The sequence below is a fragment of the Pedobacter nyackensis genome, assembly GCF_032678475.1.
GTDB lineage: Bacteria > Bacteroidota > Bacteroidia > Sphingobacteriales > Sphingobacteriaceae > Pedobacter > Pedobacter nyackensis_A.
The window spans coordinates 92,793-118,157 of record NZ_JAVTSF010000003.1; the positions used below are offsets into that span (position 1 = coordinate 92,793).

The 25,365-nt window shown below is 40.7% G+C and carries 28 protein-coding genes; 12 read left to right on the plus strand and 16 right to left on the minus strand.

The genetic code is table 11. The features are described 5' to 3' along the window. Positions 1–111 precede the first annotated feature (111 nt). Positions 112–1,164 (minus strand): hypothetical protein, encoded by a 1,053-nt coding sequence (locus R2Q84_RS11340; RefSeq protein WP_316816657.1) that lies wholly within the window; start codon positions 1,162–1,164, stop codon positions 112–114. Between the two features lie 294 nt (positions 1,165–1,458). On the opposite strand from R2Q84_RS11340, the gene R2Q84_RS11345 reads away from it, so the two are divergent. After that, positions 1,459–2,154, plus strand: coding sequence for a hypothetical protein (locus R2Q84_RS11345; protein ID WP_316816658.1), 696 nt, complete (start codon positions 1,459–1,461; stop codon positions 2,152–2,154). Here R2Q84_RS11345 and R2Q84_RS11350 read toward each other — a convergent pair whose 3' ends face one another. The 3 genes from R2Q84_RS11350 to trmB are packed head-to-tail and all read right to left on the minus strand — an operon-like array spanning position 2,155 to position 3,735. Then, positions 2,155–2,727, minus strand: coding sequence for a DNA-3-methyladenine glycosylase I (locus tag R2Q84_RS11350; RefSeq protein ID WP_316816659.1), 573 nt, complete (start codon positions 2,725–2,727; stop codon positions 2,155–2,157). A gap of 1 nt (position 2,728) precedes the next feature. Beyond that, positions 2,729–3,055: an MGMT family protein gene (locus R2Q84_RS11355; protein WP_316816660.1), complete on the minus strand. Its 327-nt coding sequence runs from the start codon at positions 3,053–3,055 to the stop codon at positions 2,729–2,731. A 29-nt stretch (positions 3,056–3,084) separates the two neighbouring features. Continuing rightward, positions 3,085–3,735: a tRNA (guanosine(46)-N7)-methyltransferase TrmB gene (trmB, locus tag R2Q84_RS11360; protein WP_316816661.1), complete on the minus strand. Its 651-nt coding sequence runs from the start codon at positions 3,733–3,735 to the stop codon at positions 3,085–3,087. A 275-nt stretch (positions 3,736–4,010) separates the two neighbouring features. Here trmB and R2Q84_RS11365 point away from each other — a divergent pair, with 275 nt between their 5' ends. After that, positions 4,011–4,940 (plus strand): GDP-L-fucose synthase, encoded by a 930-nt coding sequence (locus tag R2Q84_RS11365; protein WP_316816662.1) that lies wholly within the window; start codon positions 4,011–4,013, stop codon positions 4,938–4,940. A 39-nt stretch (positions 4,941–4,979) separates the two neighbouring features. Then, on the plus strand, positions 4,980–5,912 hold the full coding sequence (locus tag R2Q84_RS11370; protein ID WP_316816663.1) for a hydrogen peroxide-inducible genes activator: 933 nt from the start codon (positions 4,980–4,982) through the stop codon (positions 5,910–5,912). Positions 5,913–6,001: 89 nt separating this feature from the next. Here the strand turns inward: R2Q84_RS11370 and R2Q84_RS11375 are convergent, their stop codons facing one another. Both R2Q84_RS11375 and R2Q84_RS11380 read right to left on the minus strand, forming a co-directional pair. Continuing rightward, positions 6,002–6,184: a hypothetical protein gene (locus R2Q84_RS11375; protein ID WP_316816664.1), complete on the minus strand. Its 183-nt coding sequence runs from the start codon at positions 6,182–6,184 to the stop codon at positions 6,002–6,004. A 124-nt stretch (positions 6,185–6,308) separates the two neighbouring features. Then, on the minus strand, positions 6,309–6,488 hold the full coding sequence (locus R2Q84_RS11380; protein WP_316816665.1) for a hypothetical protein: 180 nt from the start codon (positions 6,486–6,488) through the stop codon (positions 6,309–6,311). Positions 6,489–6,840: 352 nt separating this feature from the next. Here R2Q84_RS11380 and R2Q84_RS11385 point away from each other — a divergent pair, with 352 nt between their 5' ends. The 4 genes from R2Q84_RS11385 to R2Q84_RS11400 all read left to right on the plus strand — a co-directional run bounded on the left by R2Q84_RS11385 (position 6,841) and on the right by R2Q84_RS11400 (position 9,766). Further along, on the plus strand, positions 6,841–7,257 hold the full coding sequence (locus R2Q84_RS11385) for a hypothetical protein (RefSeq protein WP_316816666.1): 417 nt from the start codon (positions 6,841–6,843) through the stop codon (positions 7,255–7,257). 166 nt (positions 7,258–7,423) lie between these two features. Further along, positions 7,424–7,630 (plus strand): YtxH domain-containing protein, encoded by a 207-nt coding sequence (locus R2Q84_RS11390; protein WP_316816667.1) that lies wholly within the window; start codon positions 7,424–7,426, stop codon positions 7,628–7,630. A gap of 9 nt (positions 7,631–7,639) precedes the next feature. Continuing rightward, positions 7,640–9,037 carry an MBL fold metallo-hydrolase gene (locus R2Q84_RS11395; protein ID WP_316816668.1) on the plus strand — a complete coding sequence of 466 codons (1,398 nt, stop codon included), beginning with the start codon at positions 7,640–7,642 and terminating at the stop codon, positions 9,035–9,037. Positions 9,038–9,064: 27 nt separating this feature from the next. Then, the gene (locus tag R2Q84_RS11400) at positions 9,065–9,766 is read left to right on the plus strand and encodes a class I SAM-dependent methyltransferase (protein ID WP_316816669.1); all 702 of its coding nucleotides are present in this window, start codon (positions 9,065–9,067) and stop codon (positions 9,764–9,766) included. Positions 9,767–9,775: 9 nt separating this feature from the next. On the opposite strand, the gene pepT is transcribed toward R2Q84_RS11400, so the two are convergent. Then, the gene (gene pepT / locus R2Q84_RS11405) at positions 9,776–11,029 is read right to left on the minus strand and encodes a peptidase T (protein WP_316816670.1); all 1,254 of its coding nucleotides are present in this window, start codon (positions 11,027–11,029) and stop codon (positions 9,776–9,778) included. Between the two features lie 66 nt (positions 11,030–11,095). Here pepT and R2Q84_RS11410 point away from each other — a divergent pair, with 66 nt between their 5' ends. Both R2Q84_RS11410 and R2Q84_RS11415 read left to right on the plus strand, forming a co-directional pair. Next, positions 11,096–11,797 (plus strand): outer membrane beta-barrel protein, encoded by a 702-nt coding sequence (locus R2Q84_RS11410; RefSeq protein ID WP_316816671.1) that lies wholly within the window; start codon positions 11,096–11,098, stop codon positions 11,795–11,797. Between the two features lie 16 nt (positions 11,798–11,813). Continuing rightward, a complete protein-coding gene (locus tag R2Q84_RS11415) occupies positions 11,814–12,431 on the plus strand; it encodes a rhomboid family intramembrane serine protease (RefSeq protein ID WP_316816672.1) in 618 nt (205 codons plus the stop codon). Here R2Q84_RS11415 and R2Q84_RS11420 read toward each other — a convergent pair. Then, positions 12,428–13,396, minus strand: a complete 969-nt coding sequence (locus R2Q84_RS11420) for a hypothetical protein (protein ID WP_316816673.1) — start codon at positions 13,394–13,396, stop codon at positions 12,428–12,430. The two genes, R2Q84_RS11415 and R2Q84_RS11420, sit on opposite strands and share 4 nt — an antisense overlap. 81 nt (positions 13,397–13,477) lie before the next feature. Between R2Q84_RS11420 and R2Q84_RS11425 the strand changes: the two genes are divergently transcribed. Then, entirely contained in the window at positions 13,478–14,551 is a 1,074-nt protein-coding gene (locus R2Q84_RS11425) for a dipeptide epimerase (RefSeq protein WP_316816674.1), read from the plus strand. A gap of 10 nt (positions 14,552–14,561) precedes the next feature. Here R2Q84_RS11425 and R2Q84_RS11430 read toward each other — a convergent pair whose 3' ends face one another. The 3 genes from R2Q84_RS11430 to R2Q84_RS11440 form a co-directional block, all read right to left on the minus strand. Then, positions 14,562–14,753: a DUF6358 family protein gene (locus tag R2Q84_RS11430; protein ID WP_316816675.1), complete on the minus strand. Its 192-nt coding sequence runs from the start codon at positions 14,751–14,753 to the stop codon at positions 14,562–14,564. A gap of 2 nt (positions 14,754–14,755) precedes the next feature. Beyond that, the gene (locus R2Q84_RS11435) at positions 14,756–15,073 is read right to left on the minus strand and encodes a rhodanese-like domain-containing protein (protein WP_316817176.1); all 318 of its coding nucleotides are present in this window, start codon (positions 15,071–15,073) and stop codon (positions 14,756–14,758) included. A 165-nt stretch (positions 15,074–15,238) separates the two neighbouring features. After that, the gene (locus tag R2Q84_RS11440; protein WP_316816676.1) at positions 15,239–15,592 is read right to left on the minus strand and encodes a GIY-YIG nuclease family protein; all 354 of its coding nucleotides are present in this window, start codon (positions 15,590–15,592) and stop codon (positions 15,239–15,241) included. Between the two features lie 93 nt (positions 15,593–15,685). Between R2Q84_RS11440 and R2Q84_RS11445 the strand changes: the two genes are divergently transcribed. Together R2Q84_RS11445 and R2Q84_RS11450 are read left to right on the plus strand one after the other, a co-directional pair. Beyond that, a complete protein-coding gene (locus R2Q84_RS11445) occupies positions 15,686–16,771 on the plus strand; it encodes a DUF4407 domain-containing protein (protein WP_316816677.1) in 1,086 nt (361 codons plus the stop codon). Continuing rightward, entirely contained in the window at positions 16,768–17,718 is a 951-nt protein-coding gene (locus R2Q84_RS11450) for a M20/M25/M40 family metallo-hydrolase (protein WP_316816678.1), read from the plus strand. Before R2Q84_RS11445 ends, R2Q84_RS11450 begins: the two co-directional genes overlap by 4 nt. Here the strand turns inward: R2Q84_RS11450 and R2Q84_RS11455 are convergent. The 5 genes from R2Q84_RS11455 to R2Q84_RS11475 form a co-directional block, all read right to left on the minus strand. Next, a complete protein-coding gene (locus R2Q84_RS11455; RefSeq protein WP_316816679.1) occupies positions 17,715–18,209 on the minus strand; it encodes a GNAT family N-acetyltransferase in 495 nt (164 codons plus the stop codon). The two genes, R2Q84_RS11450 and R2Q84_RS11455, sit on opposite strands and share 4 nt — an antisense overlap. After that, positions 18,206–18,769, minus strand: a complete 564-nt coding sequence (locus tag R2Q84_RS11460; RefSeq protein ID WP_316816680.1) for a thiamine pyrophosphokinase — start codon at positions 18,767–18,769, stop codon at positions 18,206–18,208. The genes R2Q84_RS11455 and R2Q84_RS11460 overlap by 4 nt, the downstream gene beginning before the upstream one ends. 94 nt (positions 18,770–18,863) lie before the next feature. Next, the gene (locus R2Q84_RS11465; protein WP_316816681.1) at positions 18,864–21,266 is read right to left on the minus strand and encodes a glycoside hydrolase family 95 protein; all 2,403 of its coding nucleotides are present in this window, start codon (positions 21,264–21,266) and stop codon (positions 18,864–18,866) included. An 11-nt stretch (positions 21,267–21,277) separates the two neighbouring features. After that, positions 21,278–23,083 carry a right-handed parallel beta-helix repeat-containing protein gene (locus R2Q84_RS11470; protein WP_316816682.1) on the minus strand — a complete coding sequence of 602 codons (1,806 nt, stop codon included), beginning with the start codon at positions 23,081–23,083 and terminating at the stop codon, positions 21,278–21,280. Further along, on the minus strand, positions 23,080–25,338 hold the full coding sequence (locus R2Q84_RS11475; protein WP_316816683.1) for a beta-galactosidase: 2,259 nt from the start codon (positions 25,336–25,338) through the stop codon (positions 23,080–23,082). The genes R2Q84_RS11470 and R2Q84_RS11475 overlap by 4 nt, the downstream gene beginning before the upstream one ends. Positions 25,339–25,365: the final 27 nt, after the last annotated feature.

A 25,365-nucleotide genomic window follows, 5' to 3' on the forward strand; every position in this document is an offset into this window, starting at 1 on the left:
ACTAATACTCCGACATATTGATCCATGATCAGTAAATTTTATGCTTATTTGAAAAAATAAGCCTCCGGGTAAAAACCTAAAAACTACACCTTCTGCTTAAACATCAGCTGCCTACAAAGCTCGTATCTCAGTTATAGAAAGCTTGGTAAGCTTCGCGATTTTTTCAATTGTAAACTTATCTTTCTTCATTTCACGGGCAATATCTAATGCTTCCACATGACGCCCTTGCACTAAGCCTTGCTCCAGCCCTTTTTCAATTCCTTGTTCAATACCTTGTTCCAGCCCTTTCTCGAGCCCTTGTATAAGTCCTCTTTGTATTCCTTCTCTTAAACCTTCTTCAATTGCTTCTTCCCGGTAAATCAGTGCTACCGTCTCTCTAATTCCTGGCATATTTATTTGTCCTCCTGTCAGTTTTATGATCTCCCGATCAAATTTATTATTTATCTCATCACTCTTTACAAAGAGTATATTCTTCAAAAACAGAACAAAGTCCTCTATCTGTTTCTTTGTATATTTACCACTGGCAATCAACCTGCGGGCAATAATCGATCTTTCTTTATTTAGCGCCTCCTCGGATATCTTCTTTTCCAGATGAGCCTTCTTCGCCGCCAGGACTACCAATGCAAAAGGATTGTCCCAATCCAGCAGTCCCTTATCACTGTGCTGAAAAATCTGATAAGAATTATACCTATATACTATTTCGGTACCCAACAGGCTATAGTTATAAGCCGAAGGGTGACGTTGATCTGCCGAGCCCGTAAATACTGCGAAGGCGACAACAGGTTTATTAAATCTATCAATCGCCCGGTAATAATACTCAAACATCCGATAGCTGAACCTTTCATTACTCTCCCCTTGAATTTCCAGATGAAGCAGGATCCATTGCTCCTCCCCATCAAACCGGTACACCCGGGCCAGCATATCCGTTGTTTTTGTCCCACCATGCAGCAGCCTGTCTGGTGTAATTTCAAGCAACTCCTTATCTACAAAATCCACTCCCCTCCCCATATCGAATATATCATCAGCATCTTTAAAGAAAAAACGTAGCAAATGCGCAAAGCAATCCTGAAACGCAGCCTTTAATAAGGAGTCATGCTTTTTACGCGGCACTTCTATTTCAACTTTGGCAATTTCTCTGCTTACACTTTCTGATTCTTCTGACATCTTCAGCTGTTTAAGTATGTAAACAAACGTAGTAAGATCAGAAATAGAAATCCTTACCGATCTGAAATTCAGCAAAATCCCTTAAAAAAACAGTCTATCCCCATATAATATATGTTTACACACAAGCTTCATCCCACGCTACAAAATATTATTCCGCACAACACAAAGCTTAAAGAGCCCAGGCACCCACAATCCCAAACAACAATTCCAACAACAAAATTAAATACGACAATACTCACTAAAAACTTTACTCTCCGTCCATAACAAAAACAGAATAATTTCCGTTATTTGATCATGATGAGAAGTATAAAAACATTTGCTTTAATGCTGATCCTTTCTATCGCAGGAATTGCGGCAAAAGCACAAGATGCCATAGTTATTTCGGACGGCAACTTTGTAAGGGGCACCATACAAGGCGCTGATTTTTCAACCGTAATACTTAAAAATGATGATAATGGCACCCTTACACCATACAAAGCAAAAGACATTAAGGAGTTCCTGTGGAATGGAGACACCTATGTAAGTAAACCCATTGTAGTAAAAAAACGTATGGAAATTGGCTTTTTTAAACTAATTGAGCAGGGAACAGTAAACTTATATAGTGTAGGTGGCAGTTCCGCTGTCGAAGAAGTTCAACCAAAAAAAGCACGCATACGTCCGAGTATAGGTATAGGTGGTGGCACAGGAGGTTTTGGCGGACTGGGAGGTGGTGTAGGCATTACCATTGGTGGCGGCAGAAACAGGGACGAAGCTCAGCCCAAACAAGCAAAACCTACAGCCTATTTCTTAGAGCGTTTTGGCACAGGACCAATGGTAGAGTTACCAGTAAATGCAGGGAATTCCGATAGCAAAAATCAGCAGATTAAAAGTGTATTACTACAAAAGCTAAGCAATGATGAAGACCTTGCCGAACGCATAAAAGCTACAGAAACCTTTGACACCAAGCTGATCAGGGCTTTTGTCGCTGCTTATAACGACATGCACAAATAATTACCTGCAGATACAATCCGCTATATGGTCGTTCACCATCCCGGTTGCCTGCATGTGTGCATAGCAAATGGTGGTGCCAAAAAACTTGAAGCCGCGCTTTTTCATATCCTTACTAATTGCATCGGATATTTCAGTTCTGGCGGGCACATCCGCTAAGGTAAGCACCTTGTTCAAAATCGGCTTTTTACCGGGGATATAGCCCCACATGTAATCCGAAAAAGACCCAAATTCCTTTTGTATGGCCATAAATAACTTTGCATTGGTTATGGCCGCTTTTACTTTTAGCTTATTTCTGATGATCCCGGTATCGTTCATCAACCGTTCTTCATCTGCCTCAGTAAATGCAGCAACTTTCTCCACGTCAAAATCGGCGAAAGCCCTTCTGTAACCATCTCTTCTTTTTAAAATGGTGATCCAGCTCAGACCGGCCTGTGCGCCTTCAAGAATTAAAAATTCAAACATCACCTTATCATCGTAGACAGGCTTTCCCCATTCTTCATCATGGTATTTAACGTACATCGGGTCAGTTCCACACCAACCACATCTAACTTGTTCTTCTGCTAAATTTCCCATTTTACAATTCAATTAACGGATCCCAGAAATGCTTTTTAAAATTTTGTATTTTATCCCCTTTTACAACAATCCCCTCCTGCTCTAATAATTCCTGCATCAGATCAGGCGTTTCAAAATGGAACTTTCCGGTCAACAAACCTGCGCTGTTTACCACCCTGTGAGCCGGAATCGGTGGATGCGCAAGTTGCGCATTACTCATTGCATAGCCGACCATGCGTGCAGATCCTCCGGCACCGAGGCTTTTGGCAATAGCCCCATAAGAAGTTACCCGTCCTTTAGGGATCAGTCTTACCAATTCAAAAACCTGGTCGTAAAATGATTGTTCCATTGCCTTAGCTGTTTTTACCCAAAGGGGATTTATTCCAAAGAGAACTGTATATAGTTAATGCTCTTGTCGTGTTTTAAATAGATACGCTCATAATGCGTTTTGATAGACAATACCGCATCATAAAACTCCGATTTATACAACTGGTCTGTTTTTTTATGAATTTTCAAACCTAGTTCTTCTACTTTTTCTACTGTATAAAGGTATAAGCCATCATTATCCGTTTTCAAATTAATTTTACCTCCCGGTTTTAAAAACGTCTTGTACTTATCCAGAAATCCAGGAAAAGTAAGGCGCTTCTTTTCGCGACTTTCCTGTGGTTGCGGATCAGGGAAAGTAATCCAGATTTCATCCACTTCATTTTCAGCAAAAAAGTCCATGATATCCTCAATCTGAATCCTCAAAAAAGCCAGGTTGGCAATACCTTCATCCATTCCTGTCCTTGCACCTCTCCAGATCCTGTTACCTTTAAGGTCTACTCCAATAAAATTCTTTTCCGGGAAAAACTTCGCCAGGTTAACGGAATACTCACCCTTACCACATGCCAGTTCCAACACAATTGGATGGTCATTTTTAAAATGTTGTGATGCCCATTTACCCTTTAGTTCTTTGCCAGCTTCCAGCTGATAAACATTCGGAAAAGTATCTATTTCGGCGAACTTTCTTAATTTATCTTTACCCACTACGTAATAATTTTTTATACAAACTTAGACAAATTGTATTTTATACTCCTCGTCCTCCTGAATTTAATTTACCAGGGTTTATCCGTGTTTTGCTTTAAAGTGTTACGCCCCGTCATCCCGGCCCAGGCTAGGATCTCTCAATAGCAATAGTCGCCTTCTCTTTCGAGGCCCTGACCTGCGTCAGGATGACGACAGTAGAAAGCGTACTTTTTAAGGAGCCTTAATCTCAGTATGACCACAAGAATTAGTATTTTTGCAGCATTATTTAGGTATACGTGGAAAAAAACGCAAGAATTTACGTTGCAGGACACCGGGGAATGGTTGGTTCTGCTATTTATAGAAAACTACAAAAAGAGGGTTACACCAACCTGATTGTAAAAACTTCTGCTGAACTTGACTTACGCGATCAGCAGGCGGTTACCGATTTCTTTAACGCTGAGCAACCTGAATACGTTTTTCTGGCGGCAGCGAAAGTAGGTGGAATTATTGCCAACAATACCTACCGTGCCGACTTCCTCTTCGAAAACCTAAGTATACAGAACAATGTCATTCACCAGGCTTACAAAACCGGTGTTAAGAAATTGATGTTCCTTGGCTCAAGCTGTATCTACCCTAAGCTGGCACCTCAACCCCTAAAAGAAGAGTACTTGCTTACGGGCCCCCTCGAAGAAACCAATGAACCTTATGCCATTGCTAAAATTGCAGGTATCAAAATGGCCGATGCTTACCGTGCACAATACAACTGCGATTTTATTTCTGTAATGCCAACTAACCTCTATGGTTATAACGACAATTATCATCCGCAAAACTCCCATGTATTGCCTGCATTAATCCGTAAATTTCATGAAGCCAAAGTAAATGGCAGTAAGGAAGTGAACATCTGGGGGTCTGGTACACCAATGCGTGAATTCCTTTTTGCAGATGACCTGGCTGAAGCCTGCTACTTCTTAATGCAGAATTATAGCGAAGCTGGATTAATCAACATTGGAACCGGCGAAGACCTGACCATAAAAGACCTTGCCCTGCTCATCAAAAAGACAGTAGGATTTGAAGGAGAATTAACCTTTGACAGCAGCAAACCTGATGGTACACCACGCAAATTAATGGACGTATCCAAATTACACGCGCTAGGCTGGAAGCACAAAGTGGAACTTGAAGAAGGCATTCAGCTGGCTTATCAGGATTTTTTAGCTAAAAATAGTTAAAATTGATACATTTGCTAAAGACAAATAAACTTTAGCTATATGACATTAGTTCAACTGGAATACATTGTAGCGGTTGATACCTACAGGAGTTTTGTAGGCGCTGCCGAAAAATGTTTTGTGACCCAACCTACCTTAAGTATGCAGGTCCAGAAACTGGAAGAAATGCTCAATGTTAAAATATTCGACCGCAGCAAACAACCTGTAGTTCCAACAGAAATTGGTACCCAGATCATAGAACAGGCCCGCCTGGTCCTACAGGAAAGCCAGAAGATAAAAGAGATCATCAGCGACCAGCAGCAGGAAGTCACCGGAGAACTTAAGGTCGGTATCATCCCCACCGTTGCCCCATATCTTCTGCCTAAGGTTATCGCTGCAATGATGGAAAAATACCCTGATCTGAACCTGGTCATCTGGGAATACACTACAGAAGACATCATACATCACCTGAAAACAGGAGTACTGGATTGCGGAATCATGGCTACGCCCCTGGGCGATAATGGTGTTGCCGAGACGCCACTTTATTACGAAAACTTCGTTACCTATATCAGCAAAAACAGCAAGCTACATAAAAAGAAGGCTATAGATGCAGACGACCTGGAAGATGAAAACATCTGGTTGCTAAATGAAGGACATTGCATGCGCTCGCAGGTATTAAATATCTGTCGCTCTACCAAACAAAACAGGCTTCAGGGCTTAACTTACAATACTGGCAGTGTAGAAACACTCATCAGAATGGTCGACATGAACAATGGCGCCACCTTATTACCAGAATTGGCTTTAGAAGAATTAAGCAGCAGGCAACTCAGTAAAGTAAGACATTTTAAATCTCCGGAACCAGTAAGAGAGATCAGCCTGGTCACCCATAAAAATTTCATCAAAAAAAGAATGTTAAATGCATTGAAGGAAGAAATTTTGGCTGTTGTCCCAAAAACGATGAAGCAGAAGAAGAAAAAAGATGTTGTCGGAATATAAAGTATAAATTAGGAGATCTGCTCAAGGGATGCATTTACATAGTACATCCAGATATGAATGGTATCTCCGTCAAAGTTGTCATGTCTTCATTACAAAACGCTGAAGCTGCAAAGTTTTCCCATTTGATGTTTACCATACTGTTTACCGAAGCATGGATCCGTTTGCCTGTCACTTGGCGCATCTTTACTTGACTCTGGCAAACTTCTCAGCACCTCCATGCCACGCCAGGTTAAACCAACTACGGTGCCTGGAAAATAAATCTCTGACCCCACTTCACCATTCTAAAATCCCAAGGTAACTACCTCACTATAAATATCAATGGGAATCATTTAAAATTGGCATGAGGGAATCACCTTAGCGCGGTAAAAGAAAACCTTAACCAATCTACAATCAACCCTATTTCAACACAACACCGTCCTGAATAGAACTAAATATCTTCCCATAATCCTGCACCTCACTGCGCTCGCCCATGCTGATCAGAAAAATTACCTTCTTCGAAGAGGCCTCAGGCGCTTTTGCCCTTCCGCAAAAGATGCCCAGCCTCAGAGAAGAACGGTTATTTTTCCCTTTTGTCATCCCAATGTTTTTATTTTTCGCACTTCAAACTTTTTAACAACATTCTCCGTTATAGTTGCAGTTTGTTTGGTTTAGGTTGATCTGTGGTGGATCAACCATCTTATAACAGGGATAGTCGCTCGACTTATCCCTGTTTCTTTTTTAAGACTACTTTAACTTTTTCGATTTAATATTTCGACAATAATATCCAATAAAGATACCGCTCAAGTATATTTTATTAATTCTAGCTTATTTAAACTATAACCACACGTTTAAATACGCAATTTTGTTTGAAATACCTCTTACAAACCCTTCCTTTGGCACAGTTTTTTCTAATGGCTGTGTTAATCATTTTTAACACAATTATTTCACTATGAAAAAAGCAATCATCTTACCTATTTTATTATTATTCACAGTATTAGTTACTTCATGCAGCAAGGACAAAGACAAAGAACCAGAAGGAACAGATAAATCCGCTCAGGTATCACAAACTTATCAGGGCAAATTATCAGTGGGTTCTGCTGATTTCAATAACGTAAAAATTAAAGTAACCAGAAAAGCGGCTAATGAAGTTGCTATTGAGCCAGTAAGCGGACAAGCATATGGCACTTTCGCAACTTTAACATTTTCAAACTTCTTATATTCAGATGCGACTAAACAATACGCATCTTCTTCTGGAAGCAGCAGAGTGGTAATATTCTCTTTCCAGTCTAATTCAGATATAGAAATGTCGCTGGTAAATAACTTTCAGGATGCAGCGTTCAGTTTTGAAGGCACAAACGTAAAATAACATTCACCATCCCTGTTAAAAGCCACGTAGTCTCTGCATTACGTGGCTTTTTTTATAAATAGATCTTATCCCCTAAACTATTCGGTGTCATTTTTGTTTATATTACAAACACATCAAGTGCAATTGCGGCACATGATAAATAATAAGAATCAAAACTAGAATTACGATGAAGAAAGAAACCAAAATAATTGCAGGTGTATTGGCTGGTGCCGCCTTAGGCGCAGCTATAGCGTTAATATTAACCTCTGATAAAAACGGAGAAATGAAAGATAAAATGTCCGACTGGTTTTGTGACCTCTTAGACGCATCAAAGGAAAAACTGGCTGATGTAACCGACCAGGTAAGAGACACCATTTCAAAAGTAAGGGCATAATTTAGATTAATGAAGATCGCTTTTCATGGGGCGGCCCGTGCCGTTACAGGTAGCAAACACCTGATTACATTAAACAGTGGCACCCAGGTTTTATTAGACTGCGGCCTTTTTCAAGGGATGGGCGACATCACTGATCAGCTAAATGAATCATTTGGTTTTGACCCTACCCGGGTTACTTACCTTATTTTATCCCATGCACATATAGATCATTGCGGCCTCCTGCCCCGTTTGGTGGCAGAAGGCTTTAGCGGACCTATTTTCTGCACGCCTGCAACCAGGGACCTTGCTGAAATACTGATGCTTGATTCAGCTAAAATACAGATGCAGGATGCAGAATATGCCAACAGGAAAATAAAGCTGGTGGAAGATCAGGAAATGCCGCTTTATACAGATAAAGATGTGCAGCAAACCCTACAGCAATTTAAAACCATCCCCTACGAGCAGGATTTCAAAATAAACGAACAGCTATCGGTACGTTTTACCGATGCCGGTCATATTGTGGGCAGTGCTGCTGTACACTTGCAGATTGAGGAAGATGGTAAGCAAACCCGCATTACTTTTAGTGGTGATGTTGGACGATACGGCGACCTGCTATTAAAAAGTCCACAAACTTTCCCACAGGCAGATTACATCATCATGGAATCTACTTACGGCGATTCTTTACATGCCGACCTGGAACCGATTGAAAACATGCTGGGCAAAATAATAACCCAAACCTGCATTGAAAAAAAAGGCAAGGTAATTATCCCTGCGTTTAGTGTTGGCCGCACACAAGAGCTATTATATGCCTTAAATGCATTGGAACTAAAAGGCATACTTCCCGATATTCCATATTATGTGGATAGTCCACTTTCGCTGGAGGCAACCGAAGTTTTAAAAAGCCATCCGGAAGTATACAACAACGGCGTAAAAGAAGTCCTAAAAATTGATCGTGACATTTTTGGTTTTAAGGGCCTGAGGTTCATCGAAAGTGTAGACGAATCTAAAGCCTTAAACAACGACCCACAGCCTTGCGTTATCATCTCTTCGTCGGGAATGGCAGAAGGCGGAAGAGTAAGGCACCACATCAGGAACAACATCAGCGACCGCAAAAACACCATTTTAATGGTGGGCTATGCCAGTCCCGGTTCATTGGCAGGCAGATTAATGGCCGGCCAGAAACGAGTATGGCTTTTTGGTCAGGATTATGATGTGATTGCTGAAATCAGGTCTATCAAATCAATGAGTGCTCATGGTGATTACGAAGATCTTTTACAATTCCTTTCTGTACAGGACCCTAAAAAAGTGAAACAGGTATTTTTAGTGCATGGTGACTATGATGTACAGCAAAAATTTGCGCCACGCGTAATGAATGCAGGATTTAAAAATGTAGCCATCCCGGAGTATCATCAGGAATTTGAGCTTTAAAAGCATTCTCTTTTCTATCTTTGCGGCATGGACGTTTTTGGAGAAGCCTTAAAAGATCAGTTTTTAAAACCACCCGCAGAAACCTTGTGGGTACATAATTCTTACGATGAACCTGAAGAAATGCCAGTCGACATTTACTTCAGAAATGAAAAGGAGATGCCTGAACTGGAACTTAAAGCACTTGACCTTTGTAAAGGAAAAGTACTGGATGTGGGTGCCGGTGTAGGTAGCCATGCTTTAATTCTTCAAAAGCGAGGCTTCGACGTTACCGGTATGGACATATCTGCCCCAGCGGTAAACATCATGAAACAGCGGGGCTTAAAACAGACCATGGAAGGTAATATCCTTACCTATCAAATACCCGATGGGGAGAAGAAATACGATACCCTTCTTTTTATGATGAACGGAATTGGTCTTACGGGATCTATTCCCGGATTAAAATCTTTCCTTAATCAAGTTAAAAGTTTAATTAATAAAGACGGTCAGCTGGTCTTCGACAGCTCCGACCTTTCATACCTATACCTTGAGGTTCCTTTTCCTGAAAACGGTTATTATGGCGAAGTAAGCTTCAGGTATGAATATAAGAGTATTAAAGGCAACTGGTTTAAATGGATTTATGTAGACCAGAAAACACTTATTGATATCGCTAAAGCCACGGGATGGCACGCAGAGATCATATTTGAAGACGATTCAGATCAATACCTGGCAAGGTTGACCCTTGCCAGATAAAGTCAATAATTATGCTTTCTCTTCCCAGATTGCAGCAATATTAACGATCGTTTCAACTGCTTTTTCCATATCCTGAACCGATGCCCATTCCTGTTTACCATGGAAAGCATGCTCTCCGGCAAAGATATTAGGACAAGGCAAGCCCATGAACGACAAGCGTGAACCATCGGTACCACCTCTGATACTTTGTTGCTTTGGCGTAACCCCTGCACGTTTTATAGCTTCAACACCATACTCAATAATCTGAGGGTGCTGGTCCAGCACCTGCTTCATATTGCGGTATTGCTCAGTAATCTTTAATTCATACGATGAGTTTGGAAAATCCTCAATGATGTTCTGCACCGTAGCATCTAACAACTCACCATTGGCTGCAAGTTCCTCATCATTAAACGCACGAAGAATAAAGCGTGCCTCAGCTTGCTCCACATTACCGCTAATGCTAACCGGATGGATAAAACCCTCTTTCAACTCTGTTGACTCAGGAGAAAGACAATCTGCAGGCAATGAACTAATCACATCTGATAATATTTTAATTGCACTCTCCATTTTACCTTTGGCAAAACCAGGGTGTGCACTTACACCGTTAATGGTCAATACCGCACCATCAGCAGAGAAAGTCTCATCTTCAATAGAGCCTAAAGTCTCGCCATCAATGGTATACCCAAAATCGGCACCGAGTTTTTTGATATCCACTTTATCTACACCACGACCAATTTCCTCATCAGGCGTAAATAATATTTTAATGGTACCATGCTTAAATTCAGGATTCTGCATAAAGAATGCTGCTGCCTCCATAATTTCCGCCAGTCCGGCTTTATTATCGGCACCTAAAAGCGTAGTACCACTTGCGGTAATAATATCGTTACCAATCTGATCTTTCAGATCACGGTGTTCCTTCATTTTTAAGACAATAGAATTGTCATCCGGCAATACCAGGTCCTGTCCCTGATAATTCTCGTGAATGATTGGCTTTACATTAAAACCACTGCAATCAGGAGAAGTATCCATATGCGAGCAGAAGCAAATTACAGGTACTTTCTTATCTGTATTTGAGGGAATGGTTGCATATACGTAACCATACTCGTCCAGGTGCGCATCAGCTATGCCAAGCTCCAGCAATTCTGCTACCAGCACCCTACCTAAGTCTTTTTGTTTCTCGGTTGATGGGATAGTTGGCGACAGCGGATCAGACTGGGTATCTATCTGTACATATTTTGTGAACCTGTTTTGAAGGGATTTGTTTTTATTTATATATTTTAGCATACTCTTATAAAACTCCAAAGTTATATAAAGATTATAGTTTTGTCTACACACTTAAATAAGAAACGCTTGAAATCAATTTTAATCTCCTTCCTGGCACTACTAACCTGCTTAAAGACCAATGCACAATCAAATTTTTACAAAATGACCATTGGTGGAGGGGCAGGACTTACGCAATCTTTTACGGATGTGGCAAAACACGACTTTGGCCTGGCCGGTTATGGGACATTTGATTACAACTTCACACCTTTCTTAAGTTTAGGATTTGAGGGACAGATGGGCGAAATTAATGGAGGAGATGTATACAAAGACCCCTACAACAGACAATTCATCAACAGGTACAAAACCTTTAACTTAAATGGAAAAGTATCCCTCGGAGCATTGATTAACTATGAACGAACCGGTTTTTCGAATGTCATTAAAGGTCTATACGTAGGTGCGGGGGCTGGTGTTGTAATGAATAAAATGCGTTTCGTTGTCCGGGAGAACCCCGAAAGCGGTTATATATACCCAGGATACGACAGTTCAAAAGACCTGCTGGTCCCTTTAAATCTGGGCATTAATTTTAATATTAGCAATAAATATGGCTATTACAAATACGCGATTAACGTAAATTACCAAAGCAACATTACATTAGGCGAAGGTTTGGATGGCTACGACGACTCGCCTGTTAAATTCAAAAATGGGTACACCGATATTTACAACTATTTTTCCATCGGTTTAAAATACCATTTCGGCTCTATAGGCCTTTCTACCAAAACACTTTATTAAACTGAAATCATTACCCATGGAATACCTAATCAATACCCCGGTTGCCTCTATCATCTTCATATTAACAATTGCCACCAGCATATATGCTTTTAATGACCATGCATTGTATGGCAAGTTTATGCTGCACCCTTACAGTGTATCGCGCAGGGACAAGCTGTACACCTTAATTACCAGCGGATTTATTCATGCCGACTGGATGCACCTGATATTTAACATGATCACATTTTTCTCCTTTGGCTTTGCACTGGAAAGATATATTGGCTCGTTAAATTTTGGAATCATTTATTTTGTGAGTCTTATTGCCAGTGATATTCCTTCAGTAATTAAGCATAAGGATGACATGTGGTACAACAGCTTAGGAGCTTCGGGAGCAATTAGCGCGGTTTTATTTAGCTGCATCTTATTTTTCCCTTTCTCCACCATGTATATCATGCCAATTCCTATTCCTATCTGGGCTATTGTATTTGGTCCTTTATACCTGGTGTACTGCGTTTATGCGGCTAAACAAGCGGGAGATAACATTAACCACGACGCACACTTTTTCGGTGCACTATCGGGCTTAATCTTAACCGTTCTATTGGTTCCCGGTACCATTCCCGGTTTCCTGAACCAGATATTGGCTAAGGTCAGTTAATGGGTTTCGGGCAAGGAAGCTGGTTCAAAATAGCTCATGGGCCTTGTCGGATCTTTAATAATTTCGAACAAGGTATGTCCCCAAGGCTTCCAGAAATCCTGTAACACCTGTGCATAGGTTTTATGCTGCCAGTGGTCGAACAACGATTTGTTCAATGTTCCCCTTAGCGGCATTGCATCAATATAAATTGCACCTTCAACTGGCATAATCGCATATTCCGGCAGGCGGTTAAACAAATAGGCAGAGTAAAAGAAACGGGCGCAAAGCTCTTCAAACTGAGGCGCCGATAAAGCCGAACTCCCAATCTGATCAAGCAGTTCCTGGTGGTATTTTTTATTGGTACCATTATCCTGCAGACAAGCAATAATCCCAAAATCTTTGAGTTTTAAAGAGAAAGTTAGTGTATTGATCTCGTCCCTGAAACTGAACGCAGTATCCTTGTCTTCCAATGGAACCACAACAATAGACCATGGTGTAAAATCTTCAAATACGACTTCACGGTATATGCTCTGGATCATGGTATTCAGGTTGCCAAACTTATGCATCAGGCCCTGCGACATATTTACGCCATCATCACTCAATTGCTGCAAACGAACCGCAGCATTCATCTCTATATAAATCAGACTGTATATAAACTTGCCTATCCATTTAAACAGATCAACTTCCTCCAGCTTAGATACCCCTTCATAGCCCTGGGCAAAAGCCGCAGCAATTTTACCTTCCAAGGGCTGCACAAACTTGGTTAGCACTTCAGTACTGCAAGGCACTTTTAGTGTATTATACGACCTTACACTTTCATCAAGCAATTTAATCTGCTCCTCGCCACTAAAATTTGCCACTTCAAGCAGCCAGGCAGGTAATATATTAATTTCCTCAATCGGCGACTTAAACAGGTCTCCGCTTAAAAAGCAGTTTCTGTACTTAAAATCAAAGTTTTTAAAGGGCTGGTATATCGTGCTATTCATACTGGGCACAATATTAGGTATATTATTTTTACATTCGCCCTTGCTCACTTTTTTTAACTTTTATATTACCATTGTTGCACTATGAACATTGCCTATACCGCATATAATCTTGAACTGAAACATCCTTTCTCCATCGCAAAGTTCTCCCGGACAAGTACTCCGGTTATGCTCATCAGGCTAACTTATAAGAATCCAGCGAGCACAAATAACGATGAGTGCATTGAGCAGGTCGACGGTTACGGTGAAGCTTCAATGGTGCCTTACATGGGAGAAAGTGTAGAAACGGCTACTGCATTTCTAAAAAAGATAGACTGGAACCGCTTTACCTTTCCTTTTAACTTTGAGGAGATCATCGTTTATCTGGATAGCATTGATAAGGGTCAACCGGCCATAAAAGCAGCTATAGATATTGCGCTGAATGACATCAACGGCAAATTATTAAATAAAGCCTGCTATGAAATTTATGGTGCTGATCCTTTAAAAATGCCACTTACCTCATATACCATCGGAATTGACAGTCCAGAGGTGATTAAAGAAAAAGTTGCCACTGCAAATGGCTTTAAGGTATTAAAAATTAAACTTGGGAGAGATAACGACAAAGAACTGATCAACACCATAAGAACAGTGAGCGATTTACCTTTGTACGTTGATGCCAACCAGGGCTGGACAAACAGAAAACAGGCCATTGAAATGATTTACTGGCTACACGACCAGGGTGTACAACTGATAGAACAGCCTATGGACAAAGCCGATCTGGATGGTAACGCCTGGCTTACCGGCCGCAGTCCTATACCGATTTTAGCAGATGAAGCCGCGCAACGTTTAACCGATTTAGATGGTTTAAAGGGTGCTTACCACGGCATTAACATTAAGCTAATGAAAAGTGGAGGCATGTACGAAGCACATCAGATGATCCTGAAAGCAAGAACTTTGGGAATGAGGGTATTGATTGGCTGCATGAGCGAAACCTCCTGCGCTACACTGGCAGGCATGGCTTTGGCACCATTGTGCGATTGGGCTGATCTTGATGGGCCATGGCTCACGAAAAACAACCCTTTTAAAGCGCCCGAAATGATTGAGGGGAAAATACAGCTAAACGACGGGCTGCCGGGTTTAGGATTGGAAGGGATAAACCCTTCCTTATTTACATCCTGATTGTCTTCGTCTACTTCCTGTTTTTAAGACTAGCGCGGACTTCTTTTGCCAACTGTATTTTTAAGTAAATAAAAAAAGCTCCGGTAACCAGAAACAGGGGGAGAACTAAATACTTTGCGTTGTTATAAGCCCACACCATTCCAATAATGGAAAGAATAATGCCCAGGTTATAAAAAACGTTTATTGCGATCTTCTTTATCATGTTTAATAAACTGGCATATTTGGATCAAATGCCTCCTGCCATGCCAGGATACCGCCTTTTAAGTTATATAAATTGGTTAAACCCAACTGGTGCTCTAATTGCATCACTGCTGCAGCACTTCTTTTACCGCTTCTGCAATGAATTATTACCGGCTTGTCTTGCGCAACCTGGTCTGCCTCAATTAAAATACCTCCTAAAGGGATGTTCAAGCCATTAAGGTTTGAAGTCTCGTATTCAAACGTTTCCCTAACATCAATCAGTTGAAAATCTTCATTATTGTCGATTTTTTCTTTCAGCTCCTGAACGGTTATTTCTTTTATCATGTCATTCGATTTTTTCAAAGATAATTAAATCGAATGTCATCCTAAGACTCTTGTATCTTAAAAGATACAAAAAAGCGGTTAGGGCAATTTTTTAGGCTGCCGTCATGCTGAATTTATTTTGCTTCGCAGCTACTTCGTGGTCAGCATCTCGCACTTGCATGGCTATGGTTCAATGCTATCAAATAAGTCAATCCACATAGGATTTATACTGTTAATTATGTTTACCTTCCAGGCTCTTTTCCAATTTTTGATTTGTTTTTCTTTAGCTATTGCCTCTTCAATAGTGCTGAACTGTTCATAATAAAGTAATATACTACAATTGTACTTTGCTGTAAACGAATCAGGATAGTACTTATCCTTATGTTCTTTAATTCTAAAGTACAGATCAGAAGTTAGTCCAGTATACAAAACGGTATGGCTTTTATTGGTTAAGATATATATGCAGCCTCCTCGTTCCATTAAGTGAATATAACGATATAATCTTTCTCTTGAGGGATGCTGAAATAAATTCAGCATGACGAGACGCTTAGCTAACTACTAAAATTCTGTAACAACTAAGTGGCCTGTGCGTTTAATAGTTAGTCTTTATTAACTTTGATTTTTTACATCATGAATGCTATATCCCGTTTTTTCTGGTTCTGCTCCGGGGCGCATATTTCAACCCTGGAAAAACACCCTACAGAACACAATAAATACATAGGTATTGGTGCAACTATATTCTTTACAGGATTGTTCGCAGCATTATCCGGTGGCTATGCCATGTACTTTGTTTTTAAGGGGGACACAGGGGCCGTAATATTCGCTTTGTTATTCGGCATCATCTGGGGCCTCGCCATCTTTAATATGGATAGATATATCGTATCCAGCATCAACAAAAGCGCCAGCACCGCTAAACAAATTTTACAGGCCACGCCCAGGATCTTGCTGGCCATTATGATCGGAATTGTCATTTCAAGGCCTTTAGAACTTAAAATATTTGACAAGGAAATCAAAGAACGCCTTAAAGTAAGTTACCTAAATAATCAACGCTCAAAAATTGATACCCTTAACGCTGCTTTCGGGAACAAATACCTCATAGAAATGGGTAAGCTGAATGACGCGAAAGCACAGAGAGACTCTATGGCTAGTGCAATCAAAGCAGATCGCCAGAAACTGAACTTTGAAATTTTCGGAAATAAAACCACCGAAACCTCGGGTGTAATGGGCTACGGACCTTATGCAAAAAGAAAGGAAGCTGAATTAAAACAAAGGGAAAAAGACCTGGATACTTTAACAGCTGATGTGCGGAACCTCGAAAAATTCATTGATGACAGAAAACAGTTTGATGGCCTTATGACGGAGAAACTTTATACTGGAAAACAATTGGACAGCCTGACCAGTATTGCCGGCTTTGCCGACCGCAATTGGGCACTTGGACAACTTAACTTTAACAAGGATGGTAGCCGGGATACCAGCACTGCCCTGGCGGTAGCTTTTATCGGTTTATTATTTATATTCTTTGAATGTCTCCCAGTTTTCGTAAAATTGATGAGCAGCAGAGGACCGTACGACAGATCTATAGATAATATTGAAACGGCCCAGATATACGAGTCAGATAAAGATAAAGACTTTGAAATTACTGTAATTGATGGGGTACATGATACCCGGATAAGCACCGAAATAGAAAAAAGAATAAACAAACTGAAAGAACAATGAAGAAAACCCTTTACACCTTAATAGCCCTATTGTTTACACAATTTGCATGGGCACAGAACATCAACAAAATCATCAGCAGGGAATATGTAGACCACCTGATCAAAACGCTAAGCAGCGATGAAATGGAAGGCCGGGCTATCTATACTGCAGGAATTGACAGGGCCGCCACTTTTATTGAATCGGAATTTAAATCTATTGGATTAATACCACTGGAAGGCGAAACCGGGTTCAGACAAACATTTGAAAGAGAAGGGAAGCCCTTGTTTAATGTTGCAGGTATGATTCCAGGTAAATCTAAAACCAAAGAGCTGGTGGTATTTTCTGGTCACTACGACCACCTGGGGATTATAAAAGGAGATGAGCAAGACAGTATAGCCAACGGCGCTGATGATGATGCATCGGGCATTACCGCAATGATTGCCCTGGCTAAATATTACAAAGCACTAAACAACAATGAGCGTACACTGATTTTTGTTGCTTTTACCGCTGAAGAATCAGGAGGTTTTGGCTCCAGGCACTTTTCAAAAAAATTAAACCCGGATGATGTGGTGGCGATGTTTAACATTGAAATGATCGGAAAAGAAAGCAAATTTGGAAAAAATGCAGCATTCATAACTGGTTTCGATAAGTCTGACTTTGGCAAAATATTGCAGAAGAACCTGAAAGGAACAGAATTCACTTTTCACCCGGATCCTTATATCCGTCAGAACCTGTTTTATAGAAGTGATAATGCCACCCTTGCTGCATTAGGCGTCCCGGCACACACCATTAGTACTGATCAGATTGATATTGATAAATTCTATCATACCGTAAAAGACGAATACAGTACTTTAGATACGGAGAATATACTGGCGACTATTAAAGCCATTGCAAAAAGTGCAATCAGTATTATAAAAGGTACAGATACACCAACCAGAATACCAAGATTGGTTGAAGCGCACGACTAAAGCGCCTTCTGCATTACATAATCATTCATCAGGAAACCGTTGCCAATATCAAGGTCAACGGTTTCTTTTATGGTAAACCCCGCTCTTTCATAAAAAGCAGTAGCCTTATTATCGCGGTTCACATTTAGCTCGAGCGATACGCCCCCCGCTCTCCTTACCAGATTTACAACTTCGTTGATCAGTAACTTACCTACACCCTGTCCATGCGTTTCAGGCAGCACATATAACTTGTGCAGTTTAAAAATATGATTAGCAGGATCGACATTAGAGAAAACGGCAAAACCAAGGTCTTTGCCATCCTGCTCAGCCATCAGAAAAGCATATCCTTGTTCAAGCTGAGACAACAGCTCGCCTCTATTGTACATCTTTTTGAGCATATAGGTGATCTGCTCCTCACTAATGATGCTGCTATACGCTTCGGGCCAGGTTTTATTGGCAATATTCTGAATGCTTGGTATGTCCTCTTCCTTCCCTTTCCTCAACAAAATCATAATACTTCACTGATAAATAAATACTCCGTTGTAAAACTAAACTCAACAAAACCATCATTCAACACCACAAAATCACCATTCTCCTCCTGCTTAAGATTGCTGGTTTCAAAATATGACATCACCTCAATTTTAAAAACACTGCCTTTAGGCTTCCACACCTTAAAGCCTGATTTTATGCCATAAGCTTTTTCAGTTGCCGTAAAGACAACAATATTAATTTCGGCAATGTAACTCCCCAGCTCTCTTAAATTACTTTTAGTATCAATTACATTCACAGCCTGGTATTGCTCGGCAATCAGGAAGTCAAGAACAGCATCCAGCGCTTCGGTTTTTACCTCAATTTCTTTAGTATTCTCCTGAAAGTTCTGCAGTCCGGATGAGTTTACAACAGCATCCACCTTTAAGCCCATACTAATTACTTTTTCGTACTCAGTATCATTAACGATCAATGTTGGGCTCCACTCTAACAGCTGACCTAAATATTCTTCGCTGAAAGCACCTAATTCGTGAATATAAAGTGCTGGTTCTTGCTTTTCTCTGATGATATGGTGTGACGACATAAAGCAAATATATTCTAATATTAGAATAATCAGAACAAAACAGATGTCAAATACATATCATTCCAAAGCTCAGATCAGGATTTTCACTAAAGCTTTAGAATTTTACATCATAGTTTTTCATCGGACTTGTTTCTATCGACTTTATGCTATCCTTATATTTTACTTTACAAACTCCTCCATTCCTGGCATATATTTTTGCAGTTGTCAGTTTACCACCCTTCCAGGCCATATCTACCACAAAACCTCCACGAGCAACCATACCTTTAATCTCACCATCAGGCCATTCAACCGGCAATGCTGGCAAAAGTTCAATATATCCCTGATGACTTTGCAACAACATTTCAGCGATACCAGCGCCACCACCAAAATTACCATCGATCTGAAAAGGAGGGTGAGCACCAAACAAATTGGCATAAACGCCACCGCCGCCCATTTTTATCGTTGCATCATTTCCTACAAAACGCATGAGCTTTTTCACAGCATCATAGGCTCTTTCGCCATTTTGCATCCTTGCCCATAGATTAATACGCCAGGTGATTGCCCAACCTGTTCCATCGTTTGTCCTGATCTCCAGCGACCTCCTTACAGCGTCGGAAAGTGCTGGGTTAGCTGTACTGGTGATACTGGTACCAGGGTACGCGCCAAACAAGTGCGACAAGTGTCTGTGACGAGGATCCTGATCTTTCCAATCGTGATACCATTCCTGCAGGTTACCCTCTTTACCTACCTGATAAGGATATAATTTTTCCAGTGCCTCTTTTACCTTTTTCTGGAAATCAGGGTCTACGCCCAAAACAGCTGCCGATTTAAGATAATCCGTAAATAGTTCTCTTATCATACTAAGGTCAGCTGTACCTCCATAAACAGTCTCCCCGCGGTATCCCTTATCAGTAATGTACACATTTTCAGGAGAGGTGGAAGGTGCAGTAACCAGGTTTCCTTTCTTATCAGGAGTAAGAAAATCAAGACAGAACTGAACCGCGCCTTTCATCAGTGGGTATGCCTGATTCTTAAGATAAACTTTATCAGGATTAAAAGCATAGTGCTCCCATAAATGGGTTGACATCCACACTCCTCCCATTGCCCAGTTTGCCCAACAAGGGTCTCCCTTTCCTGAGTCGCCCACAGGATTTGTCATTGCCCAGATATCACTATTGTGGTGACAAACCCAGCCATTTGAATTATAATAGTTTTTAGCGGTGAGGGTACCCGTTTTGGCCAGACGCTCTATAAACTTAAACAGCGGCTTATGCATTTCACTCAGATTTCCTGTTTCCGCACCCCAATAGTTCATTTCAGCATTGATATTTGTGGTATAATTACTGCTCCATGGCGGTCTCACAGCTTCATTCCATAATCCTTGTAAATTGGCTGGAAGACCACCGGATCTCGACGAACTGATCAATAAATACCTGCTATACTGATAAAACAAAGCAATCAGGCTGTTATCCGTCTTTCCCGTTGCGTAGCGATTGAGCCGGTCTATAGTTGAAAGTTTTTCGTTTTCAGTATCTCCCAATTGAATGGAAACCCTGTCAAAGTATTTTCTAAAATCCTTTACATGTGCCTCCTTCAATTTTTGATATCCCTTGTTCAGCACATTTTTAAAATAACCGTTTGCTACTGCATTTTCATCTTTACCTTCTAAAGCCGGATCCTTATCAAAGCCATTAAAGCTGGTCGCCATAGAAAGCACCAATACTGCTTCCGTTGCATTACTAATAACGAGGGAAGTATCTGATGTAGCCTGCTTACCATCCGTTTTCAGCACCCTCAATACCGAAGTAAACCGCATTGCATGTAGCGTGTCGTTTACTACTGCATTCGGAATATTTCCTCTATAATTGGGCTCTGTATGGGTCGGGGCCCAGCCTTTCATCGTCAGCACATTATTTTTGCCCCTGCTTTTTGCAATTAATTTACTATTGAAACTGGCAGAAAAATTAAGCTTGTTTTTACCTTTTGCAGTTAACCTGAATACCACTACCTGATCGGGCTGCGATATAAAAGTTTCACGGGTATAAGTCGTGCCATCCAGCTGATAATTAACCGTAGAGATCGCATTTTGTATATCCAGTTCTCTTTTATAACCGGTAACCTCCCCTTTATGGTTGAAATTAAAAAACAAATAACCCAATGGCATATATGCTTCCGAAAAGGGGCCTTGCATAAACCGTTGTAAACTATCTGCTTTTTTATAATTTTCAGCAAACAGCGCCTCCCTGATGGGGGCCAGATAGTTTTTGGCCTCAGGATTTATCTTCGCAGCATCAACAGGCTTGCCAGACCATAAGGTAGCTTCATTTAAAGAAATTCGCTCCTGCATCACACCACCATACACCATTGTACCCAAGCGGCCGTTACCTAAAGGCAAAGCCTCCTCGAACTGGTTCGCTGGTTTTGTATACCATAATTTTAGCGCTTTATTTTCTTGTGAATAACATTCACCTGAGATCAGGATAAAGGCTGTTAAAGCAAAGAGGCATTTGATTTTCATTAGTATATATTTTATTTTTTATGGGTTATGAAGCTATCTGATTTAAAATCCTTTCCGTCCATTTTATCCAGTTTTATAGTCGGCTTTTCAATATCAAATTTGTTTCCTTTAATAACCACGCCAGTACAGGCGATTAAATTAAATGCAGGACGAGCGTTGCCCTTTGGCATAAAGTCAGACTGCTCCACTTTGTTATTGATAAAACTTAAGCCTTTAGTACTTCGTGCCGAAAGCAGCGGATAATCATATACCTTGAAGGTATTATTTTCTATACGGATATTCTTATGCACATAGTATCCTGGTACCAGCTGATGATTTTGAGGATTAATATTGATCACGTAATTATTCGGAGCGGAATTAAACCCACATTCTATAAATTGGTTATTACGGATGGTCACATCATTTACAGGTCCTGATTCATACCAGCCCTCAGCATCGTTCTCAATTAGAATAGCATGCATTCCGGTTCTGTAATACACATTGTTTTCTATTAGCACTTTACGCCGCGTTGTGATCAGCGTACCACGGGAAATGGTTCTTTCGAAGCGCGAATTTTTAATTGTCACTGAAGGTGTCCAGGTTACATTTTCAAGCGCATCTCCAGGTTTCAGTTCAGCAGAAAAAGGCTTCTGCATTTCAACCAGCATTTCTCTTTCAGAAATCAGTTTTGCTGATTTAATGACCCCTTGTGCAAAAATCTGCAATGAATTACTATGCAGGTAAGCCACAGTATCTCCCGGTATAAATGCATCGAAACCATAACTCTGATGATGCATGAAGCGCAACTTCAAGGTCGTAGCAGATACAACTTCTGTAACCCTCAAATGTGTACCATGTACGTTTACCGGATCATCATGCATGCCATTAAACCTACAGTTACTGATGGTAATCTGTCCTTTGCATCCAGAGAAATGCATTCCATCTGCCGAGGAAGCAATAACCCGCCCGCTACCTTTTTCCGGCTCTACATAAACACTATCGTAAGTCAGGTTCTCTGAAAACTGAGAAACAATCCCCAGACCATGCATTGAATTCATGTGTACGTTTTGCAGTCTGATATTCTTTGACCTATAGTTGAACGCACCAACGTAATCACGATAGGTATCCCGAACTGTTAACACATCATTTGGCCTGGCCCTGAATTTTGAAAAATCACCAGTAAACTTTACAGTATTCGGATCAATTTTTTCAGCCTTACTTGTTAAAAAGGGATCCCATTTACTATAAAACATAGTTCCATCCGCAGGTCGTACCAAAATAGCGTGATAATTTCTGGTAACCCACTTTTCTCCATACCATTCTAATTTATTATTGATAATAGCGAACTTACTGTCTGGATGTATACTGGCAATAACACTGGTTGGTGTTAATTCTTTAATGGTCATTTCAGACATGCCTGGTCGCTCGTAATTTATCGCCAAATTTTGAATGCTTATATTTTCACTATTATCCAACACCCAGGTAATCATTTTTCCATGAAACACAAACTCAGAGCCATTACCTTCTATTGTAACATTTTTTAACCCTTTTAAGAACAGGCCAATTCTTTGTTTTTTTACCGGAAACTCTTTCTCAGATGAAGTGTTCGAAATATAATAATTGGCTTCTGTTGCCTGATCAGGCCAAAAATCATACCTCCCCTTTGGAAAATTAATTATCGTACGTTCCTGATCTTTTGACGCTTCAATCGCTTTCTTGACCCCTTCTGTGGCATCAGCAAAACTATTGGGTACCACACCAAATGTGGCAACCTCAATAGTTTGTGCATTTAAATTCAAACTGCCCCCTAAAAGCAGATATATTAAAAATCTCTTCATTTACTTAGATTCAAAACTGTTTGATATTGTGGTACGGCATTTACCTTTTTAAACATAGTGCCTTTTTCAGTTATTTCTTTTACCAGTTCCGGAGCAACACCTGTTGTTCTATTGTTCCAATCCTGAAGTTTAAGTGTAATCTCTCCTCCTTTCATGAATCTTTGAAGGCCAATGTTCCAGGTTTCCCCGTTATAAAGGTTATCTGTGATATGTTTTCCGTTTTGCAACAATAGTGCGCTTCCACCAAGATAATCAACTTTCAAAATCACACTGGCGACATTAGAAGGCAAGTTTTTTGGTAACTGAACCACTGCATTTTGCTTTTCTGGATAGGTGATTGTTACTTTAGGAACGTATGGTGTTGTTTTAACGATATAGCTATCGAAAACTGCTGTCTTTCCGGATTGAGATTTAAGACCACTAATGGCATTCAACGACCTTGGATAAACCTGAATACCAAAGGCATCATTTCCTGTTTGCTGAAGTGTCAGTTTGTTATCCTCTATCATTACATCTGCTTCTGAAACCACTAGCGCTTCCTCTCCTTTCAATTTTAAACGCCAGGAATTTTCTGCTTGTTTACGGCTAAGGAATACCAATGATATGATGTTTCCTTCCTTATCTTTAACTTCAAGGTTTTTGTTTTTTCCGGCAGTCAGCTGTACATTGTTCCCAGATTTTTCAACTTTCCAGCCTTCAAAGTTTTTAGTTACGATACTCGCATCATCAAAGGCAAGTTGTGGATTTACACCCGGCAATTCCTGAAAGAATATGGTAGTTTTTTTGCCATTTACAAGCCTGGCCAATGGTTGTGCGGTGACATATTTGATTACTGCCTTGCCCACTTTCAAATTGAAAGGTAAAGTTGCAATTGTTTGCCCCTTCAACAGTAAATATGGAAATGTAATCGTCTCCTGATCCAGCTTCACTTTTACACTTACATTTTTATCTGGCATGTTCACACGCACTTGCGTATTACCAAGAAACAGGAATCCGCTGTTATTGTTCGCACGCACAACATACCTCAATTTAGCCGTGTCCAATTCATTGCGTACCGGATTTTCGGCTTCAAATACTTGCATTTCTGCCAGGTCGGTGCCAAAATCATTAATAAAAGTATGTAATACTTTCAAATACTTGTAAGAAGGTCTAAGCAATCCAAATTCATCTAAAGGAGCCTGAAAATCATAGCTATAGGGATATCCCGGTTCTTCCAGCCCAGGAGTTTGTGTACCTCCATGAAACATGTAATAACCCATAAGGTTCATTCCCCTCCCTACCTGATTTTGCACATGGGCTTCAGCTACTCCCGGATCTACAACAAAGCGGTTATTGAAAGTCATCTGACTACCTGCTCCCTGTTCGCACATGCCTTTTGGGAACATAGTTACATCATAATACACTTTACCCAAGGCATCGCTCATAATCCACTGGTCATTGCCATATAGGAAATCTTTGGTAGCCTTACCTCCTGCGCGTTCCCAGCCACGGTACGCATAAGCACCTTGCAAAGGAATCACTTCCATCTTCTTGTCGTCAAACACGGTGTTGGCTGTTATGCTCCAATACACCGGCGTAATGTTGGCCTGAAGGGCCATCTCTTTCAGCTTAGCGATATGTCCGGGTTGTCCGGAAGCATATTCATTTTCCAATTGAGTACCTATAATCGGTCCTCCATCTTTAAAATACAAGCTTTTAGTTTGCAAGCCGATCTGACGGTAAAGTTTAGCTGACTCGGCAAGGTATTCAGGATCATTGCTCCTGTGTCCTTTCATTTTTTGTATCCAGTCAGGATAACCACCATTTAGCTGTTCTCCATGACTCCATGGCCCGATACGCAGCCATACCAACATATGATGGCGCGCACAAAGCTCCACAAACCTTCTGATGTCCCGGTTATTTTTCCAATCCCAGACACCTTTGGCCGTCTCGTGTTCATTCCAGAAAACATAGGTGGCCACGATAGACAGGCCTCCACTTTTCATTTTAATGATCTCCTGCTCCCACTCCTGATAAGGAACCCGGTTATAATGCAATTCCCCCATTACAGGAAACCATGGCTTGCCATTCTTCTCGAAATACTTGTTGTTTGCAGATAAGGTAATCCCGGCAGGATTTTTACCGCTAAAGGGTAATGCATTTTCTTTCCGGGCAGTCTTCGCTCTGGCATCAATTTCGTAAACCTGGGCATTTGCCAGGTATGCAAAGCACATACAAAATACAACCAATTGGGTTTTCAGTTTAAACATATTCATTTGTGTGTTTTTTTACATTACGCATCA